The organism is Amycolatopsis sp. NPDC049253, assembly GCF_040678995.1.
Classification (GTDB): Bacteria; Actinomycetota; Actinomycetes; order Mycobacteriales; family Pseudonocardiaceae; genus Amycolatopsis.
In genome coordinates this window covers 48,013-65,237 of record NZ_JBFAQX010000037.1, presented here as the reverse complement: position 1 = coordinate 65,237, position 17,225 = coordinate 48,013, and the positions used below count along the sequence as shown (strand labels likewise).

Below are 17,225 nucleotides of genomic sequence, written 5' to 3'. Positions count from 1 at the left end.
GGAGGGCGCGTGGAGATCGCCGACCTCGCGGGCAAGATCCGCGACCAGCGCTTCGACGGCTGGACGGACACGTCCCTCGCCGACGAGATCCGGAAGTTCTCCGACGGCGACGGCATCGGCAGCATCGGCACGGCCGTCGACGCGCTGAAGGCCGTCGCGACCGCGCTCGCCGAGACCGACCAGGCGCTGCGCACGCAGCTGACGCAGCTCGGCGTCGAGTGGCAGAGCCAGGCGGGCGGCGCGGCCGGGCAGGTGTTCACCGACCAGGCCGGGTTCTCCCAGGACGCCATGCGGAAGGTGTCGAACACCGCCGAGCTGCTCTTCGCGCAGGGCGAGGCCTTCAACCGCACCAAGTTCAAGCTGCCCGACCCCGCCACGCTCATGAAGGGCGCCGGCGGCTACACGCTCGGCGACTCCGTGCTGAGCCTCATCGGCTTCGAGACCGACCACGCGACGGCGGTCGACGCCGCGCAGAACGCGCGAAGCCAGGCGCTCGAGGCGTTGAACGCGTACGCGCAACAGAGCGGCGAGAACCTGCTGTCGTCGGAGCCGCTGAGCCAGCCGCAGTCGCTGTCGATGACACAGCCGGACGGGCGCAAGAGCGTGCTCGACCTGGCGGGTTCGGCGGTCGACGTGACGCCGGACGGTGGTGTGCGGCCGGCTTCGGCGTCGGTGCAGTCGCGGCACGTGGATCCGCCGGTGGTGCAGCCGGTGGCGAACCGGGTGGCGGTGGATCCGCCGACGCCGGCGTATGGGATCGCGGTGCCGCCGCGGGCTGGTGGGTCGGCTGCTTCAGGCGGCTCGGGCGGGTCGGTTGGGTACACGGCGCCGGCTTCGGCTCCCGGGCGGCCGGTGCCGCCTGTTGCGCCGCCCGTTTCCGGCCGGCCTTCGACGCCGCCGCCTCCGCCTGGCTGGGAACTGCCTCGGGGCGGCGGTCAGCCGGAGGTGCCTGGCCGGCCCGGCTTCGGTGGGCCGGTCCGGGGTGGTGGTCCTGGTTTCGAGGGTCAGCCCGGCGTCGGTCGTGGGTTTGCCGGTGGTCCCGGGCCTGGTTCCGGTGGTGCTGCCCCGGGTGGCTCGTCGACCGGGCCCGACGCCGTCCTCGGCCGCGGTCCGGTCGGTGGGACTGCCGGTGGGACCGGTGGTGGCGACCCGGCGTTGAGCCGGGGCCGGATGGTCGGCAGCGGTCCGCAGTCACCCGTCGTGCCGGAGGAGAGCGTGGGCGGTCCCGCCGTGCCGCCGCCGGCGGGTGCGTCGGCCGGTGAGCTCGGCGCGGGTGCCGCGGCGCTGGGCGCGGGCGTGGCCGGTGGCGCGCTGGCCGGTGATCGCGAACGTCCACGCCAGGGTTTCGGTGGTGCGCCGTCGAAGGGGCCTGTGCGTCCGCTGCCGGTGGGTGAGCTGCCGGAGGAAGAGGCGATCGCGCTGCGCAAGACCGAGCAGATCGAGCCCAAGCAGCCCTCGGGCGACGCGAAGTTCCTCGCCCCCGCGGCCACGCAGCACGAGGACGACGCGGAGCACGTGCGCCACTTCGGCGTCGACGACAGGGACCTCTTCACCGACCCCCGCCTGGTCTCCGACGACGTGATCGGCGACGACGCGTGAACCTCGTGCTCTCGACGCTCGAGTTCGACGTCCTGTGGGAGTCGCTCGAGCTGGGCCGCCGCCCGGCCGCGCTCGGCGTGCCTTCGCCGGGCCGCACCCGTTCCGAACGCGCCGAGTTGATCGAACAGGTGTGGGAGGGACTTTCGCGCCGCCGCCTTGCGCGCGGGCGCCGCGCGTCGGGTGAGCTGTTCGACCAGCTGCACCTGCTGTCGCGCCCGCAGTACGCCCTCGACGTCTGGGTCTGGGCCGACCGCGAGATCCACGGGCGCGCCGTCAGCCGCGGCAGCCAGGCCGTGCTCGCCGTCGTCGATCGCGACGAGGTCTGGCTCATCCCCGCCGACGAGGGCGCGCTGGCCGAAGCCGCCGTCCCCGTCGCCGGCGACCTCTCCGCGGGCCTCGGCCAGAGCGTCTCGGTGCCCCACGCCACCCTCGTCGCCGCCGACGCCGAAGCCGGCGGCGAACCCAAATCCCTGGTCACGGCGCTGGAAGACCGCGGCCTCGCCCTGTGGGAAGCCCAGGAGCTCGCCGGCATGCTGCTCGGCCAGGAAGCCCGCGGCCAGTTCACCGCCGAACGCACCCTCCGCGACGGCACCGTCCGTCGCTCGCCCCACCCCACGGCCTTCTTCGACACCGACGCGGGCCGCTACCTCTTCCAGCTCACCGACGACTCCGACGGCCGCACGTGGGCCACCATCACCCCGGCGGACAACGCGGTGCTGGTGGAGCGGGTGCGGGAGCTGCAGGCCGCTTTGTGAACCATTCCTGGCACGCCGGGGTGGATTCGTCGAAGATCCGTACCGGGCGCGCCGCCGAGGTCTTAAAGTGGGTCGGGAACCGACCTGGTCATGCCCACGTCTGATCGGTCGGATGATGGTTTTCGTGAAGGGGAGAGCGGACCGTGGCTGTCTACGACGTCGACTCGATGGCCATTGCGGCGCGGCAGGTCGAGAAGCTGAAGGACGAATACCAGAAGTCCAAGGAAAAGCTCACCGGCATGGACCACGAAAAGGACAGCCCGTTCGGCGGGATGCCCGGCTCACAGGACGCCCACAGCGCGGTCGGCGAGTTCAAGAACGGTGTGCACAGTCAGTTCGACGCCGCGGGCCAGCACATGGACGCGCTCGCCTCGGCGATGCGCAAGGCCGCCGGTCTGATGACCGAAATGGACGAGGTCGGCAAGAGCGACCTGACGGTCCACGTCGACAACTGAGGCACTGCCGCAAATAGGACAAAGCAGGCTCGCGGGAAAGAAAAAGCAGGGGGAGCGACAAGTGGCTTTGGATGGGGTCGGTGCCGGGACTCCGGACAACTGGAAAGCGTTCACGGACAAGGTCGACCAGGTCGCCAAGCTCAACGTGGACGCCATCAACAAGGCGGCCGACCAGTTCCGCGGCGCCGCCACCGACGCGGCCGACCACTCGCAGGCGCTGGACAACACCACGAAGGCGCTCGACAGCAGCGTCTGGTCCGGCGACGCGGCCGACAAGTTCTTCGACTACGTGCGCACGGTTCGCAGCGCGGGTGCCAAGGTCGAGGCGCACCTCGGCGATGTGGCGAACGACCTGACGACGCTCGCGAAGAACCTCGCCGACATCAAGTCCAAGGTCACGCACGACAAGCTCCAGGGCGCCGAAGACGCGGTCAACGCGGTCAACCAGCAGGCGCAGAAGGACATGAACGCCGCGGCAGCCGCCGCGAAGACGGCCGCGGACGAGAAGAAGCCCGCGCCCAGCCCCAGTGCCGACGAGATCAAGGCCAAGGCGAAAACCGCGATCAACGGCATCACCACGCAGTGGGACGGCGAGGTCCAGGGTCTGCTCACCCAGGCCAACACCATGATCGGCCAGTCGCAGACGCTCATGAAGACCCAGATCGACGGCGGCTACGACAAGGTCCCCCTGCCCGGCAAGGACGGCACCGTCCCCCAGAGCACCGGCGGCCTCCACACCTCGTCCCACCACGGTGGCGGGGGCGGGGGCGGCGGCGGTGGTGGCGGGGGTGGCGGCCTCGGCCCCAGCGGCGGCCCGCCCGCGTCCCCGCCACCGGGCAATGTGCAGGAATGGATCGACGAGGCCATCAAGATCCTTCAGGCCAACGGCGTGAACGTCACGGAAGCCGACGTGAAGAACATCTGGGCGATCATCCAGCACGAATCGGGCGGTAACCCGAACGCGATCAACAACTGGGACTGCGTGCCGCTGGACACGGCCATCCTGACGCGGCGTGGGCTGCTGAAGCACCACGACGTCGAGGTCGGCGACGAGACCATCGGCTACAACCCGCAGACCCGGCGCAGCGAGTGGACCCGCGTCACGCGCGTCGTCCACCACGAGAACGCGCCGCTGGTCACCTTGGCCACCTCGCGCTGGGCGGCGACCGCCACGCCGAACCACCGCTGGCTGAACCTGCCGCGGGTCGCGGTCGCCAAGGACGGTCCGATCATCTGTCCGGAGTGTGGCTGGGCGCCGCGCACGCGTACCGCGCCGGCGAACGGCGTGGCTGTGCACCGCGGCAAGATCCACGGCGTGGTCGCGGAAGCGCAGCGCAACGTCCACACCGACGAAGTTCGCTTCGTGACGACAGCCGAAGTCGGCAGTCGTGACCGGATCCTGCTCGCCGCGCCCGCCGACACCGATTCGGCGCTCGACGTGACGGTGCGCGAGGCGGCGATTCTCGGCTGGATCGCGGGCGAGGGCCACGTCGAGACCCGTCGCCATCGGCCGGCTGTCTCCATCGCGCAGTCCAAACCGGACATGATCGGGAAGCTGTGCGAGTTGCTGGACGGCGTGCCGCACGCCGTCTACGTCGACGACCGCGGTGGCTGCGGGCCTCGGCACCAGTTCCGGATCGACCACGACTACGCGCAGGATCTGTTGCGCCGCGCGGGAAATCCCAAGTCTGAGGCTGTGCGCCAGGTCCTGGCGATGTCGACCGCACAGCGCGAAGCGTGGCTCGAAGCCGTGACCGATGCGGAGGGCACGCGGCACCTGCGGCCCGGGTACACCAAGCCGAAGGTGACGATCTACCAGGCGCCGGGTGAGGTGCTCGAGGCGATCACGCTGGCCGTCTACCTCTCCGGTGCCCGGCCGCGCGTGTCGGTCACCGACCGCACGGATGAGCACGAGACGTGGCGCCTCGAGGCCGCCGTGCGAGCGAACAACCCGGTGGTCACCGGGGCGTTCCTGCATCGTGAGCCGGCCGGGCGCGCCGACGTCTGGTGCGTGACGACCGAGCTCGGCACCTGGACCGCGCGTGACGGCGACCACGTCTTCCTCACCGGCAACTCCAATGCTGCCGCCGGGCACCCGTCCAAGGGGTTGATGCAGTGCATCGACTCGACGTTCCAAGCGCACAAGCTCCCGGGGCACGACAACATCTACAACCCGGTCGACAACATCATCGCGGGCGTGCGGTATTCGCTCGATCGGTACGGCTCGATGAGTAACGTGCCGGGCATCGCGGCGATGGCGCACGGCGGCGCGTACCGCGGGTACTGAGCGGAACCCCGAAGCACGGCACGACAGCAGAGCCCGAAAGCAGCGCCGGGAAGCGCGGCTCGTGAGCGGCGACCGTCGCTCACGAGCGGTGCCGGGTTAGCCTGGCCGCATGGTCGACATCGGTGCTTTCGGTGGGCCCGCGTTGCGGGCCGGCGTTCCCCCGTTCCACGTGATGGACGTGCTGTCCGCGGCGCAGGCGAGGCAGCGCAGTCACGGGGACCTGGTGTCGCTGGCGGCGGGGCAGCCGTCGGCGGCCGCGCCGGAAGCGGTGCGGCGGGCGGCCAAAGCGGCGCTGGACGAGCACACGCTGGGCTACACCGAGCAGCTCGGCATCCCCGAGCTGCGGGAGGCCGTCGCCGGGCATTACCGCAAGACGTACGACGTCGATGTCAGCGCGCAGGACGTGGTGATGACCACCGGGTCGTCCGGGGGCTTCCTGCTGAGCTTCCTCAGCGCGTTCGACCCGGGCGCGCGCGTGGCGATGGCGCGGCCCGGTTACCCGGCGTACCGGAACCTGCTGAAGGTCCTGGGCTGCGAGGTCGTGGAGTTCGCGACGACCGCGGAGACCAACTTCCAGCCCACCGTCGACCTCCTCGACGAGCTGGGGCCGCTGGACGGCCTCATCGTGGCGAGCCCGAGCAACCCGACGGGCACGGTCCTGCCGCCCGGGGAGCTGGCGGCCATCTCCGGCTGGTGCGCGTCGCACGGCGTGCAGCTGGTCAGTGACGAGATCTACCACGGCATCTCCTACGAGAAGCAGCTCGACTGCGCGTGGCAGTACGGCCGCGAAGCGCTCGTGCTGGGCTCGTTCTCGAAGTACTTCGCCATGACGGGCTGGCGGCTGGGCTGGATGCTCGTGCCGCAGCGGCTGCACCGGGCGGTCGACGTGCTCACGGGCAACTTCACGATCTGCCCGCCCGCGATCGCGCAGCACGCGGCCGTCGCGGCGTTCACGCCGGAGTCGTACGCGGAGGCCGACGCCCACGTGGAGCACTACCGCCGCAACCGGGATCGGCTGTTCACCGGGCTCAGGAAAATCGGTCTCGACAAGCTCGCCCCCGCCGAAGGGGCCTTCTACGCGTACGCCGACGTCTCCGCGTACACCAACGACAGCCTCAGCTGGTGCCAGCGCCTGCTCGCCGACACGGGGGTGGCCATCGCGCCGGGGGTGGACTTCGACCCGGTGGACGGCGGGAAGTTCGTGCGGTTCTCGTTCGCGGGGGCCACCGAGGACGTCGACGAAGGCGTCCGTCGCCTGGGGGAATGGCTCAGGTGAACCGGTCAGGGGGAACCCCGATATCCCCCTGAACGTTGGCTGGACGGAGAGAGTTTTCGCGCCGCGGGTGGCACGCTGGACAGCACCGGGCCGGCGTGGCGCGGAAACGTCATGGAGGAGCCATGTTCTGGAAGATCGTCGGAGGGCTCATCGTCGCCTGGATCGCCTTCATGGTCCTCGGCGCGGTGATCGGCTTCGTCTTCAAGGCCGTGCTGTGGATCGCGATCATCGGCGGCGCGGTGTTCCTGGGTACCGCGGCCTACGGCGCGATCAGCGGCAAGAAGGACGCGAGGCGCATCGGGCGCTGACCGCTCGGGCTTCAGGGGGACGCGACCTCCGGTGCGGCGACCGGCCACGACGGCTGGGCGCCGCATCGGCCTATCCGCACTCTGACCTGATGCTCATCGCTTCCTCACCTCGGTCCGCCACCGTGGAGCGCGAACCGCTCCGCCGAGGAAGGACCGAGGACCACCACCGACCGGCTCGACCAGCAGGTATTCGGCCTCACCACGTCGGACGGGTTCCACCTGCCGGCGATCGAGCCAAGGTCCGGTGACCGCGGGCACGGCGCCGCGCAGCAGAGCACGGGACCGCTCGACACGTTCGACACCGACACCAGCGCCGCGCTCGCCGAGCCGCACCGCCGTGGCGCGAAGTCGATGCTGCTGGGTGATGCTTCCTGCGGCGCCCAGCTCGCGGCCAAGGTGGTTCCGGTGGAACTGACCACAGTGGACCAAGGGGACCCGCGCCACTCCGGCCGGCGTCGTGACGTTCGTCGAGGGTGCGGGTTCAGTCGAGTGCGGCGCGGGCGGCCTCGGCGCCGTCCCACAGCTGCGCGCGGATGCCGACGGCGCGCGCTCCCTCCACATTGGACTCCCGGTCGTCGAAGAACAGGCACTCCTCCGGCTTCGCCTCGAGTTTTTCCAGCAGCAGCCGGAAGATCTCGGCATCGGGCTTCGCGAGTTTCACGTCGCCCGAGAACAGTGTGACGCGGAACAGCTTCGCCCATTCCTGCTCGCGCACCCACTTGCCGAACGACGAGGGCGCGTTCGACAGCAGCGCCAGCGCGGCCCCGGCTTCCGACAGCGCTTCGAGCAGCTCCAGCGACGACGGCGCCAGGTTCGACCAGCCCGCGACGTCGATGGCCGTGAGCTCCTCCGACATCGTGTCGTCCACGCGCGCACCCAAGCGGTCGCCGATCGACGTCCAGTACTCGAGGTCGCTCGACCCGCGGTCGTAGGGCTCGCGCACCGCCCAGTACACGGGCTCGAAGTCCTCGGCGGGCACGCCCATCGTGGCGGCGAGCTTCGGCAGCGCGGTGGTGCGCGTGCAGAGGACCTCGCCGTAGTCGAAGACGGTCCAATTCATCGCGAGCCCGCCTTGATGCGCTGCAGCGCGTCTTCGACGGCGGTGGGTTCGAGGTCGCGGTGCAGCACGAAGCGCACCTTGCCGGCCATCGGCAGCGCCTGGATGCCGAGCGAACCGAGCCACTCCAGCGCCACACCCAGGTCGGGGACCTCGGCGAGCACGATGTTGGTGTCCGGCGTCGCGACGCCCCAGCCGTGCTCGGCCAGGCCCGCGGCCAGGCGCCGGGCGTGCTCGTGGGTCTCGGCCAGCTCGCCGACGTTCTCCAGCGCGACCAGGCAGGCCGCGGCGAGGATGCCACCCTGGCGCACGCCGCCGCCGAGCATCTGGCGCATCCGGCGCGCCTGCTCCACGAACTCGACGCTGCCGGCGACGACCGAGCCGACCGGCGCGCCGAGGCCCTTGCTGAAGCACGCGCTCACGCTGTCGACGCCGACGGTCAGCGCCGCCGGCGGCACCCCCAGCGCGACGGACGCGTGCCAGATGCGCGCGCCGTCGAGGTGGACGTTGAGCCCGGCTTCCTTCGCGACGGCGACCAGCTGCGCGTGCTCCTCGGGCGGGGTGACGGCGCCGCCGGCCGCGTTGTGCGTGTTCTCCAGGCACAGCAGCGTGGTGCGCAGGGTGAAGTACGGGCCGGGGTTGCCGATCGACGCGCGCAGCAGGTCGGGCGTCGGGCGGCCGGGGCCGGCGTCGTGCTCCAGGATGTCGGGCATGCCGCCGGCGAGCCACGCGGCGGAGCCGAGCTCGTTGGTGAGCACGTGGGCACCGCGCGTCGCGAGGAACCGGTCACCGCGCTTGAGGTGCACGGACAGGGCGATGAGGTTCGCCATGGTGCCGCTCGGGGTCCACAGCGCGGCGGGCATGCCGAGCGTCGCGGCGGCGCGCTCTTCGAGCTGGGCGATGGTCGGGTCGGTGCCGATCACGTTGTCGTCGACCTCGGCCTCGGCCATGGCGGCCCGCATGCGCCGATCCGGGCGGGTGACGGTGTCGGAGCGGAAATCGAGCGGAGTCGAGGTCACGCCGCGATCACATCACACCGCCACCCGCGCGATCAATGCGGCAGGGGGTGGAGGGAATCGGCGGTCTCGTGCAACCGTGGACGCCCCCGGTTCCGTCCTTGAGGACGGATGAGCAGAAGAGCGGAGCAGCAGACCGCGTGGACCAGCGCGACGAAGACGAGTTCGCGGAGTACTTCTCCGCGAAGCGGGACGCCGTGCGCCGGACCGCGTACTTGCTCTGTGGCGATTGGCACAAGGCCGACGACCTCGCCCAGACGGCGTTCGTCGCCCTGCACCGGAGGTGGAAGAAGATCAGGGACCGCGCCGCGACCGACGCGTATGTGCGCAAAACGCTCGTGCGCGCCGTCATCGACGAGTCGCGCCGGCCGTGGCGCCGGGAGTGGCAGGCCGAGGTCATGCCGGAACCGATGTCGGACGCGCCTGGCCTGGCCGAACGCGTCGCGACCAGGGAAGACTTGCTGGCGGCGCTGAAGGAAGTGCCGCCGAAGCAGCGCGCGGTGCTCGTGCTGCGGTTCTTCGAGGGCCTGGACGTGACCGCCGCGGCGAAGGCGCTGGGCTGCAGCGAAGGCAACGTGAAGAGTCAGACCGCACGGGGGCTGGCGAACCTGCGAGAGGTGCTGGAACGGGAGGTGGAGGCCAATGGATGAGCGTGAGTTGTTCTCCACCCTGCCCGGCGAGGTGCCGCCCGCCACGTTCACGAAGGACGACGTCGTCCGCGAGTCGCGCCGGCTGACGCTGCGTCGCCGCAACCGCATCGCCGCTGGTGGCAGCGCTGTCGTGCTGGCTTTGGTGGGCTTCGGCGCTTACGGGCTCGTGGCCGGTACGGGCGATAAGCCCGATTCCGCCGCTGTCATGAATTCGGCTGAAGCTCCCACGCAACCCGGTGTGTCGGCTGCGCGTCCTTGGGGTACTGGGGAGGGGAACTTCCCGGGTCTGCCGCCTCAGCAGGGAGGCAGTGGAGACGGGAGGACCGGCCCTCGGGTCGAAGGCGCCTCCGGGTGCGAAAAGGTGGACTGGGAGCTCGCCACAGCCCTCGCTGGCGAGCTCCCAGGCCACTTCACCGCCACGCAAGCCTCCCAGGGCAGCATCTGTACGACGGGCTCCCGCGGCGCCGGGTTCCCTCTGCCGGACGGCTCGATCTCCGCGGCCGTGTTCCCGCGCGGGGCGCCGGTGACGTACCCGGCACAATCGGCCGGTGCGGTGACCGCGCGTGCTGCCACCGGTACGGGTGGGACCCTCGTGCTGGTGAGTGTGCCGGGGACGTTCGGGCACCCCGCGCCGTACGCCGGTGACCTGGCGCGCTTCGCCGCCTCGCTCGCCCCCCGGTTCTGACGGCCGGTTGATGGCGCGGCTGGCAGAATGACCGGCCATGACGGCAGCAGCAACCACCCCGAAGGGCGAGCGCCGGCGAGCCACCCTCGTCGAAGCCGCGGCGGAGCTGCTGGCCGAAGGCGGGTTCGACGCGGTGCGCCACCGGGCCGTCGCCGAGCGGGCCGGCCTGCCGCTCGCGTCCACGACGTACTACTTCGACTCCCTCGAGGACCTGGTGACCGCGGCGGTCGAGCACCACTCGCAGGTGGAGCTGGCCAACGGACGGCAGCAGCTGGAGGAGCTGGCCACCCGCAACCGCGGCGTTTCGGCGACCGTGGAGCTGGTGCTGGACCTCCTGCTGGGCCCGCCCTCCGGCGACCCGGAGGCCGACGCCGAAGCGGTGCTGCTGCGCTACGAACGCCTGGTGGCCACCGGCCGGCGGCCGTACTTGAGGCCGTTGATGCGGACGTTGTCGGATCAGCTGAACGAGCTGCTGCTGGAGATCTTCACCCGCTCGGGCACCCCGGTGTCCGCGGCGGAGCTGGAGAAGCTGGTCGCGCTGGTGGACGGCGCGGTGGTGAACGCCCTGATCGCGATCGACCCGGCACCCCGAGCCGCGGCGGCGCGGATGTTGCAGGCCGCGCTGGCGCAAAGCTGAGCCCACGAGTGACATTCCCTTGGGCGGCCCTGACGAACTCGCTGTTTCGCCGAGCTGGGAGCCCTCCGGCACCGGCCTGCGCGGCACGGTCGTCGTGGAGAACGTCGGCTCGCGGACGTGCCGGATCGGGGTAAAGCCAGGCGTCCGCCCCCTCGGCCGCGACGGCTCGCCGCTGCCGCTGGACATGATCGTGACCTTGGAGCTACGGCACCCCTCGCACGTCGTGCTGCAGCCCGGCGCACGCGCTTCCGCCCCCGTCTCGTGGCGCAGCTGGTGCGGCGCCCCGGCCGGCGATCGCGCGATCGTGCACTGGGACGGCGGCGAAACCGTGGTCACGGTCGAAGGCCCGCGGCAGCCGGAGTGCACGAGCCCTGCGCCGGCGAACCTCAGCTCGAGCTGGTTCACCTCGCTCGGCTGAGCCCTACCGCCGCGACTTCTTCGCCTTGTCCAAGTCGTCCCGGGACTTCGTGACCAACGCGAACATCGCGCTCTCCGCCGCGCCCGGGTCGCGCGCCAGGATCGCGTCCAGGACCTTCCGGTGGGAGGGCACGGGGTTGTCCGAGGGGCCCGAGCCGTGCACCAGCTTGTCGCGCTCTGCCAGGCCGATGGCGATGACGCGCTCGACCTGCAGGAGGAAGTTGTTGTGCGTCGCGGTCATCAGGGCGCGGTGGAAGGTCAGGTCGGCGCGGACGCTGGCTTCGGGGTCGTCGCCGGCGGTGGTCATGTCGTCGAGGGCGGCCTGCAAAGCCGCGAGATCCACAGGGTCGGCGCGTTCCGCGGCGATGCGCGCGGCGGCGGGTTCGACGACGGTGCGGACCTCGGTCAGCTCGTCGAGCAGGCCCGGGTTGTCGCTGGCCGCGGTCTGCCAGCGCATGACGTCGGTGTCGAGCATGTTCCACTGGTCGCGCGGCTGGACGAAGGTGCCGCGCTTCTGCCGGGCGTCGATCATTCCCTTGGCTGCCAGCACTTTCAGCGCCTCACGCAAGGCCGTGAGGCTGATGTCGAGCTCTTCGCGCAGCGCGGGCAGGTCGAGCACGGTGCCCTCGCCCCACTCGTCGGACAGGATCCGGGCGGCGAGCGTCTCCACGGTCTGTCCGTGCAGACCGCGGGGCCGGTGTTCGGACAATGGAGGTCCCCTCAGTCGGCAGTGCGGAGTCATCCTACCTCGGACGCGATTACGTCATAAATTATGAATACATCTTGACAGCCGCCAGCCCGGTTGCAAGTCTGTGCCAGCAGTCACTCCCCCGCAGGGGAGCGACGCTCCATTCAGACAAAGGGGTCACAGCGATGACGACTGCAGCAGGCCTGTCCCGCCGTCATTTCCTGCGCAACGCCGGCCTCGTCGGCCTGGGCGCGCTCGGTTCGAGCAGCTTCCTCGCCGCGTGCGCCACCTCGGCCTCCAACGGTCCGGTGAAACAGGCCGCCGGTGCGGTCACCGTCCAGTCGAACCTCTCCTCGCCGCAGGCGAAGGTCGCCATCGAGGCGCTCGCGAAGGCGTTCGGGGACAAGGGCGGCGCGACCGCGACGGTCAACACCGTCGCGTCGGAGACGTTCCGCACCCAGCTGCCGAGCTACCTGACCTCGGCGAACCCGCCCGACACGTTCACGTGGTACCCGGGTTCGCTGCTGTCGGGCTACGCGAAGAAGGGTTTGCTGCTCGACGTCGGCGACGTGTGGCAGACGATGGGCAACTACTCCCCGGCCATGCGCAGCCTCTCGGGCGACGGCGCGGGCCACCAGGTGTTCGTGCCGATGACCTACTACTGGTGCGGCTTCTTCTACCGCAAGTCCAACTTCGCCAAGTGGGGCGTGACGCCGCCGAGCAACTGGAGCGAGTTCCTCGCGCTGTGCGAAACGTTGAAGGGCAAGGGCATCGCGCCCATCGGCCTCGGCGCGGGCGGCGGCACGCAGTGGACCGCCTCGGCGTGGTTCGACTACCTCAACATCCGCATCAACGGCGCGCAGTTCCACCGCGACCTGCTGGCCGGCCGCGGCCGCTTCGACGACCCGAAGGTCAAGAAGATCTTCGACCCGTGGCGCCAGGTGCTGCCCTACACCGACCCGAACGGCACGGCGCTCGCGTTCCAGGACGCCACCACCGTGCTGCTGCAGGGTAAGACCGGCATGGTGCTGACCGGCACCTACTTCGCCGACGCCGCTCCGAAGGACGCGCTCGACGACCTCGACTTCTTCCAGTTCCCGATCCTCGACCCGAGCGTGCCCGTCGCCGAGGAAGGCCCGACCGACGGCTTCTTCGCCAGCGCTCGCACGCCGCACCAGGCCGAGGTCAAGGACTGGTTCAAGTACGTGGCCACCGCCGAGGCGCAGGAGCTCTACATCAAGTACTCCTCCGGCACGGTCCTGCCCGCGAACCCGTCCGCGAAGAACTCCGGCACGCCGCTGGTTCTGAAGGGCAAGAAGATGCTGGACGAGGCCAAGGAGCTCACGCAGTTCTTCAACCGCGACTCCTCCGACGCGCTGCAGCCGACGGCCGACGCCGCCCTGATCCGCTTCATCCAGAAGCCCAACGAGCTCGACTCGATCCTGAGCGACTGGCAGACGGCCGCGGCGAAGGTCTGGCAGGGGCAGTCCTGACATGGCAGTGCTCGCAGCTCCGGCTGCCCCGGTGAAGCGTCGGAGGCGCGCGGTCCGCCGCGTGCCCCCGACGCTGCTCCTGTTCGTGCTCGTGCCCCTGGCCGTAGAGGGCTTCTTTGTCTTCTGGCCGGCGCTGCAGGGGTTCTACCTGTCGCTGACCAACTGGGACGGGGTCTCCGCGCCGACGTTCGTGGGGCTGGACAACTACGCCGAGATGTTGTCCGACGACATCTTCGGCACGGCCGCGCTCGACACGGTGATCTGGATCGTGCTGTTCGGCGGGCTGTCGGCCGCGGGCGGGCTCGGGCTCGCCATGCTGCTCAACCGCGAGCGCAAGGGCGTCGGGTTCTACCGGGCCGCGCTGTTCACGCCCGTGGTGTTCTCGCTCGTCGCCACGGCGCTGATCTGGCAGGCGATCTACCAGCCCGACGGCGTGGTCAACAACGTCCTCGGCGCGATCGGCCTGGACAGCTGGAAGCACTCGTGGCTCGCCGATCCGGACACCGCGCTCTACGCGGTGCTCGTGCCGGCGTTGTGGCGCCAGCTCGGTTACGTGATGGTGCTGTACCTGGCCGGTCTCAAGGGCATCGACCCGGCGCTGTACGAAGCGGCCAAATTGGACGGTGCCACGGCGTGGCAGCAGTTCCGGCACGTGACGTGGCCGCAGCTGCGCAGCGTCAACTCCGTGGTTCTGTCGGTGATCATCATCGACTCGCTGCGGTCGTTCGACGTGGTGTGGTCGATGACGAAGGGCGGGCCGTACCACTCTTCGGAGCTGCTGAGCACCTACATGTACTCCACCGCGTTCCAGTCCCTGCGGCTCGGTTACGCGTCCGCGCTGGCCGTGGTGATCTTCATCCTCGCGTTCGGCGTGATCGTGACCTACCTCGTGCGAGCGTTCCGGGAGGACCAGTGAGCGTGACCACGACCCGGCCGGCACCCCCGGTCGCGCCGGAGGAACGAGTTCCGGCCAAGCGCAACCACAAGCGCCAGGGCCGCACGTTCGGCTTCCACCTGGTGGCGGGCGGGCTGTCCGTCCTGTGGCTGCTGCCGATCGTGCTCGTCATCACGACCAGCGTGCGGTCCTTTTCGGACATCGCGAGCAACGGCCTCGGCGCGCTGCCGCACTCGTTCGACCTCAGCTCGTTCGGTGAAGCGTGGGGCGTCGGCGGCGGTGGCCACGCGATGCTCAACAGCTTCATCGTCACGATCCCGACCGTGCTGCTGTCGCTGCTGCTCGCGTCGGCCGCGGCGTTTGCGCTGAGCCGCTACCGGATCCCGTTCCGCCGCACGATCATCCTCCTGATGCTGTCGGGCAACCTCCTGCCGCCGCAGATCCTGCTGGTGCCGGTGTCGAAGCTGTCCGAGCTGCTCGGCATCTACGACACGCTCACGGCACTCATCATCGTGCAGGTCGCCTTCGGGCTCGGCTTCTACACGTTCGTGCTGCAGGGATTCATGCGGTCCATTCCGGACGAGATCCAGCAGGCGGCGCTCATCGACGGCGCCGGGCCGATCGCCATCTTCTGGCGCATCATCCTGCCGATGACGCGCCCGGCGCTGGCGGCGCTCGGCGCACTGGCGTTCACCTGGACGTTCAACGACCTGCTGTGGTCGATCACCGTGCTGCGCACCGAAACCGTGATGCCGGTGACGCCGGCGTTGCTCGGCCTGCAGGGCCAGTACGTGTCCAACTGGAACGTGATCGCGGCGGGTTCGGTGATCGCCGCCGTGCCGACCGTGGCCGTGTTCCTGCGGTTCCAGAAGCACTTCATCTCCGGGCTCGCGATCGGGGCGATCAAGTGAACCAGCAGTGGACGCTCGAACTCGAGTCCACTTCGTACACCGTCACGCTGGAGCCGGGGAACCGGTGGCTGGAGCTCGTCGCGTGGGGACCGCGCGGCGTCGAGCGTGGTCCGTCGCCGCTGGCCAACCGCGGTGACGTGCACTTCATCACCGACGCGGACGCGGCGCCCGTCGAGTACGCGCCGCGCGGGCTGCGGCCGTTCTCGGGCGCGGACCTGGTGGTGGCCGGGGATTCGTGGTGGCGGTTCGACGCCGACGAGTCCACCGAAACCGTGCTGCGGCTGGCTTTCCTCGACGAGGCGACCGGGCTGCGGGCAGTGCAGTGTTACCGCGCGGAACCGGGCACCGACGTGCTGTGCCGGTGGGTCGAGTTCACGAACACCGGCAGCGCGACCGTCGAGATCGACCGGCTCGGTTCGGCGGGCGTGTGCGTGCCGACCGGGCTCGACGGTGCGCGGCTGACCTACCTCACCGGCCAGTGGTCGCAGGAGTTCACGCGCCGCTCGACCGTGCTCGAAGCCGGCGGGTTCCGGATGGAGAGCCGCTTCGGCGTCCCGGGCCACCAGTACGTGCCGTGGCTCGCGGTGCAGGACGCGGGCTCGCCGGACGGTCCAGCGTACGGCGTTTCCCTGGCCTGGTCGGGTTCGTGGGAGCTCGACGCCGAGGTCGAGCCGAGTGGCCTCACTCGCGTGCGCGCGGGCCCGCTGGCCAATCCCGGCCCGATCCGGCTCGAACCCGGCGCCGCGCTGTCCACTCCGGAGCTGGCGCTGGCGTCCAGTGTGGACGGACTCGTCGGGCTGGCTGACGTGTGGCACGCGTACTCGCGCAAGCTCGCCGGGCCACGCCTCGGCAAGCGCCGCCCGGTGCTCTACAACAGCTGGGAAGCCACTGGTTTCGAGGTCAACGGCGCACGTCAGCTCGACCTCGCCAAGCAGGCCGCGGACCTGGGCGTGGAGCTGTTCGTGGTGGACGACGGCTGGTTCGTCGGCCGCGATGACGACACCGGCGGCCTGGGTGACTGGACACCCGAGGAATCGTCGTTCGAGGGCGGCTTCGGTGCGTTCGTCGACTCCGTGCGCGCGCTGGGCCTTGACTTCGGCCTGTGGGTGGAGCCCGAGGCGATCAGCCCGAAGTCGAAGCTCTACGCCGAGCACCCCGACTGGGTCTACCGCCTCGACGGCCGCCCCGCGACGCTGATCCGCAACCAGCTGCTGCTCGACCTCGGCAAGCCCGAGGTGTTCGAGTACGTGCGCGGAGTGCTCGACGAGCTGCTCACCGCGTACCCGATCTCCTACCTCAAGTGGGACATGAACCGCCCGCCGACCGAACGCGGCCGCCCCGGCGCGCCGACGGCGGACCTGGACGCCGAGCACGTCGCGAACTACCACCGGCTGCTCGACCACCTGCGCACGACCTACCCCGACCTCATCGTCGAGTCGTGCGCCGGCGGTGGTGGCCGCACGGACCTGGCGACGGTCTCGCGCAGCGACGTCGTGTGGCCCAGCGACAACACCGCGCCGCTCGATCGCCTGCGCATCCAGGACGGCTTCCTGCTGATGCACGCGCCGCACCTGATGAGCTCGTGGGTCACCGACGCGCCCGGCGTGTTCGACCCGCGGCCGCGTTCGCTGCGGTTCCGGTTCGTGCTCGCGATGGCCGGCGTGCTCGGCATCGGGGCGGACCTGTCGCACTGGACCGCCGACCAGCGGACGGAAGCGGCGGAGCTGATCGCGCGGTACAAGGAACTGCGGCCGATCCTCCACACGGGACGGTGCCGGGTCCTTTCCGGACCGGCGCATCCCACGGCGGCCAGCCAGTACACGCTCGGCAACCAGACCGTGGTGCTCGCCTGGAGCACCGGCCGGCTGGTGGGGACGTCGCTCGTGCCGGGCCGATCGTCACGCATCAAGCTGCACGGTGTCGACGCGGCGGCCACCTACCGCGACGAGGCCGGCGTGGAGTACTCCGGTGCGCACCTCGTGCACGTGGGCCTGCCCGTCGAGTGGACCGCTCAGCACGACGCGGACGTGTTCGTCCTCATCCGGGTCTGAACACAGCGAAACGCCCTGCCGGCTTCACTGGGCCGGCAGGGCGTT

The 17,225-nt window shown here is 70.5% G+C and carries 16 protein-coding genes and 2 pseudogenes; 15 read left to right on the top strand and 3 right to left on the bottom strand.

The window, feature by feature from the left end; translation table 11 throughout:
• The first annotated feature begins 9 nt into the window (after positions 1-9).
• From AB0K15_RS42835 to AB0K15_RS42805, 7 genes and pseudogenes are all read left to right on the top strand, one after another.
• Positions 10-1,599, top strand: coding sequence for a hypothetical protein (locus tag AB0K15_RS42835; protein ID WP_364065226.1), 1,590 nt, complete (start codon positions 10-12; stop codon positions 1,597-1,599).
• Positions 1,596-2,354 carry an ESX secretion-associated protein EspG gene (locus AB0K15_RS42830; protein WP_364065223.1) on the top strand — a complete coding sequence of 253 codons (759 nt, stop codon included), beginning with the start codon at positions 1,596-1,598 and terminating at the stop codon, positions 2,352-2,354. The genes AB0K15_RS42835 and AB0K15_RS42830 overlap by 4 nt, the downstream gene beginning before the upstream one ends.
• A 143-nt stretch (positions 2,355-2,497) precedes the next feature.
• Positions 2,498-2,809: a hypothetical protein gene (locus AB0K15_RS42825; RefSeq protein ID WP_360598049.1), complete on the top strand. Its 312-nt coding sequence runs from the start codon at positions 2,498-2,500 to the stop codon at positions 2,807-2,809.
• A 61-nt stretch (positions 2,810-2,870) separates the two neighbouring features.
• Positions 2,871-3,179, top strand: a pseudogene (locus AB0K15_RS42820) (WXG100 family type VII secretion target); the annotation flags it as partial.
• Between the two features lie 1,701 nt (positions 3,180-4,880).
• A pseudogene (locus tag AB0K15_RS42815) lies at positions 4,881-5,096 on the top strand (transglycosylase SLT domain-containing protein); the annotation flags it as partial.
• 109 nt (positions 5,097-5,205) lie between these two features.
• On the top strand, positions 5,206-6,372 hold the full coding sequence (locus AB0K15_RS42810; protein ID WP_364065219.1) for a pyridoxal phosphate-dependent aminotransferase: 1,167 nt from the start codon (positions 5,206-5,208) through the stop codon (positions 6,370-6,372).
• A 122-nt stretch (positions 6,373-6,494) separates the two neighbouring features.
• Positions 6,495-6,680, top strand: a complete 186-nt coding sequence (locus tag AB0K15_RS42805) for a hypothetical protein (RefSeq protein WP_364065216.1) — start codon at positions 6,495-6,497, stop codon at positions 6,678-6,680.
• Positions 6,681-7,161: 481 nt separating this feature from the next.
• Here the strand turns inward: AB0K15_RS42805 and AB0K15_RS42800 are convergent, their stop codons facing one another.
• Both AB0K15_RS42800 and AB0K15_RS42795 read right to left on the bottom strand, forming a co-directional pair.
• Positions 7,162-7,740, bottom strand: coding sequence for an HAD family phosphatase (locus AB0K15_RS42800; RefSeq protein ID WP_364065213.1), 579 nt, complete (start codon positions 7,738-7,740; stop codon positions 7,162-7,164).
• Entirely contained in the window at positions 7,737-8,756 is a 1,020-nt protein-coding gene (locus AB0K15_RS42795) for a GntG family PLP-dependent aldolase (protein ID WP_364065210.1), read from the bottom strand. Before AB0K15_RS42795 ends, AB0K15_RS42800 begins: the two co-directional genes overlap by 4 nt.
• A gap of 137 nt (positions 8,757-8,893) precedes the next feature.
• Here AB0K15_RS42795 and AB0K15_RS42790 point away from each other — a divergent pair, with 137 nt between their 5' ends.
• The 4 genes from AB0K15_RS42790 to AB0K15_RS42775 are packed head-to-tail and all read left to right on the top strand — an operon-like array spanning position 8,894 to position 11,143.
• Positions 8,894-9,403 carry a SigE family RNA polymerase sigma factor gene (locus AB0K15_RS42790; protein WP_360598036.1) on the top strand — a complete coding sequence of 170 codons (510 nt, stop codon included), beginning with the start codon at positions 8,894-8,896 and terminating at the stop codon, positions 9,401-9,403.
• The gene (locus AB0K15_RS42785; RefSeq protein ID WP_364065207.1) at positions 9,396-10,088 is read left to right on the top strand and encodes a hypothetical protein; all 693 of its coding nucleotides are present in this window, start codon (positions 9,396-9,398) and stop codon (positions 10,086-10,088) included. The genes AB0K15_RS42790 and AB0K15_RS42785 overlap by 8 nt, the downstream gene beginning before the upstream one ends.
• Before the next feature lie 37 nt (positions 10,089-10,125).
• Positions 10,126-10,725 (top strand): TetR family transcriptional regulator, encoded by a 600-nt coding sequence (locus AB0K15_RS42780; protein ID WP_364065204.1) that lies wholly within the window; start codon positions 10,126-10,128, stop codon positions 10,723-10,725.
• Between the two features lie 19 nt (positions 10,726-10,744).
• The gene (locus AB0K15_RS42775; RefSeq protein ID WP_364065197.1) at positions 10,745-11,143 is read left to right on the top strand and encodes a DUF4232 domain-containing protein; all 399 of its coding nucleotides are present in this window, start codon (positions 10,745-10,747) and stop codon (positions 11,141-11,143) included.
• A 3-nt stretch (positions 11,144-11,146) separates the two neighbouring features.
• Here AB0K15_RS42775 and AB0K15_RS42770 read toward each other — a convergent pair whose 3' ends face one another.
• Complete coding sequence (locus tag AB0K15_RS42770) at positions 11,147-11,851, bottom strand: FadR/GntR family transcriptional regulator (protein WP_364065193.1); 705 nt, start codon at positions 11,849-11,851, stop codon at positions 11,147-11,149.
• Between the two features lie 164 nt (positions 11,852-12,015).
• Between AB0K15_RS42770 and AB0K15_RS42765 the strand changes: the two genes are divergently transcribed.
• The 4 genes from AB0K15_RS42765 to AB0K15_RS42750 are packed head-to-tail and all read left to right on the top strand — an operon-like array spanning position 12,016 to position 17,180.
• Complete coding sequence (locus AB0K15_RS42765; RefSeq protein WP_364065190.1) at positions 12,016-13,323, top strand: ABC transporter substrate-binding protein; 1,308 nt, start codon at positions 12,016-12,018, stop codon at positions 13,321-13,323.
• A 31-nt stretch (positions 13,324-13,354) separates the two neighbouring features.
• Complete coding sequence (locus tag AB0K15_RS42760) at positions 13,355-14,239, top strand: sugar ABC transporter permease (protein ID WP_364065185.1); 885 nt, start codon at positions 13,355-13,357, stop codon at positions 14,237-14,239.
• A gap of 2 nt (positions 14,240-14,241) precedes the next feature.
• Positions 14,242-15,129: a carbohydrate ABC transporter permease gene (locus AB0K15_RS42755; protein ID WP_364065181.1), complete on the top strand. Its 888-nt coding sequence runs from the start codon at positions 14,242-14,244 to the stop codon at positions 15,127-15,129.
• Positions 15,126-17,180: an alpha-galactosidase gene (locus AB0K15_RS42750; RefSeq protein WP_364065178.1), complete on the top strand. Its 2,055-nt coding sequence runs from the start codon at positions 15,126-15,128 to the stop codon at positions 17,178-17,180. The genes AB0K15_RS42755 and AB0K15_RS42750 overlap by 4 nt, the downstream gene beginning before the upstream one ends.
• Positions 17,181-17,225 lie beyond the last annotated feature (45 nt).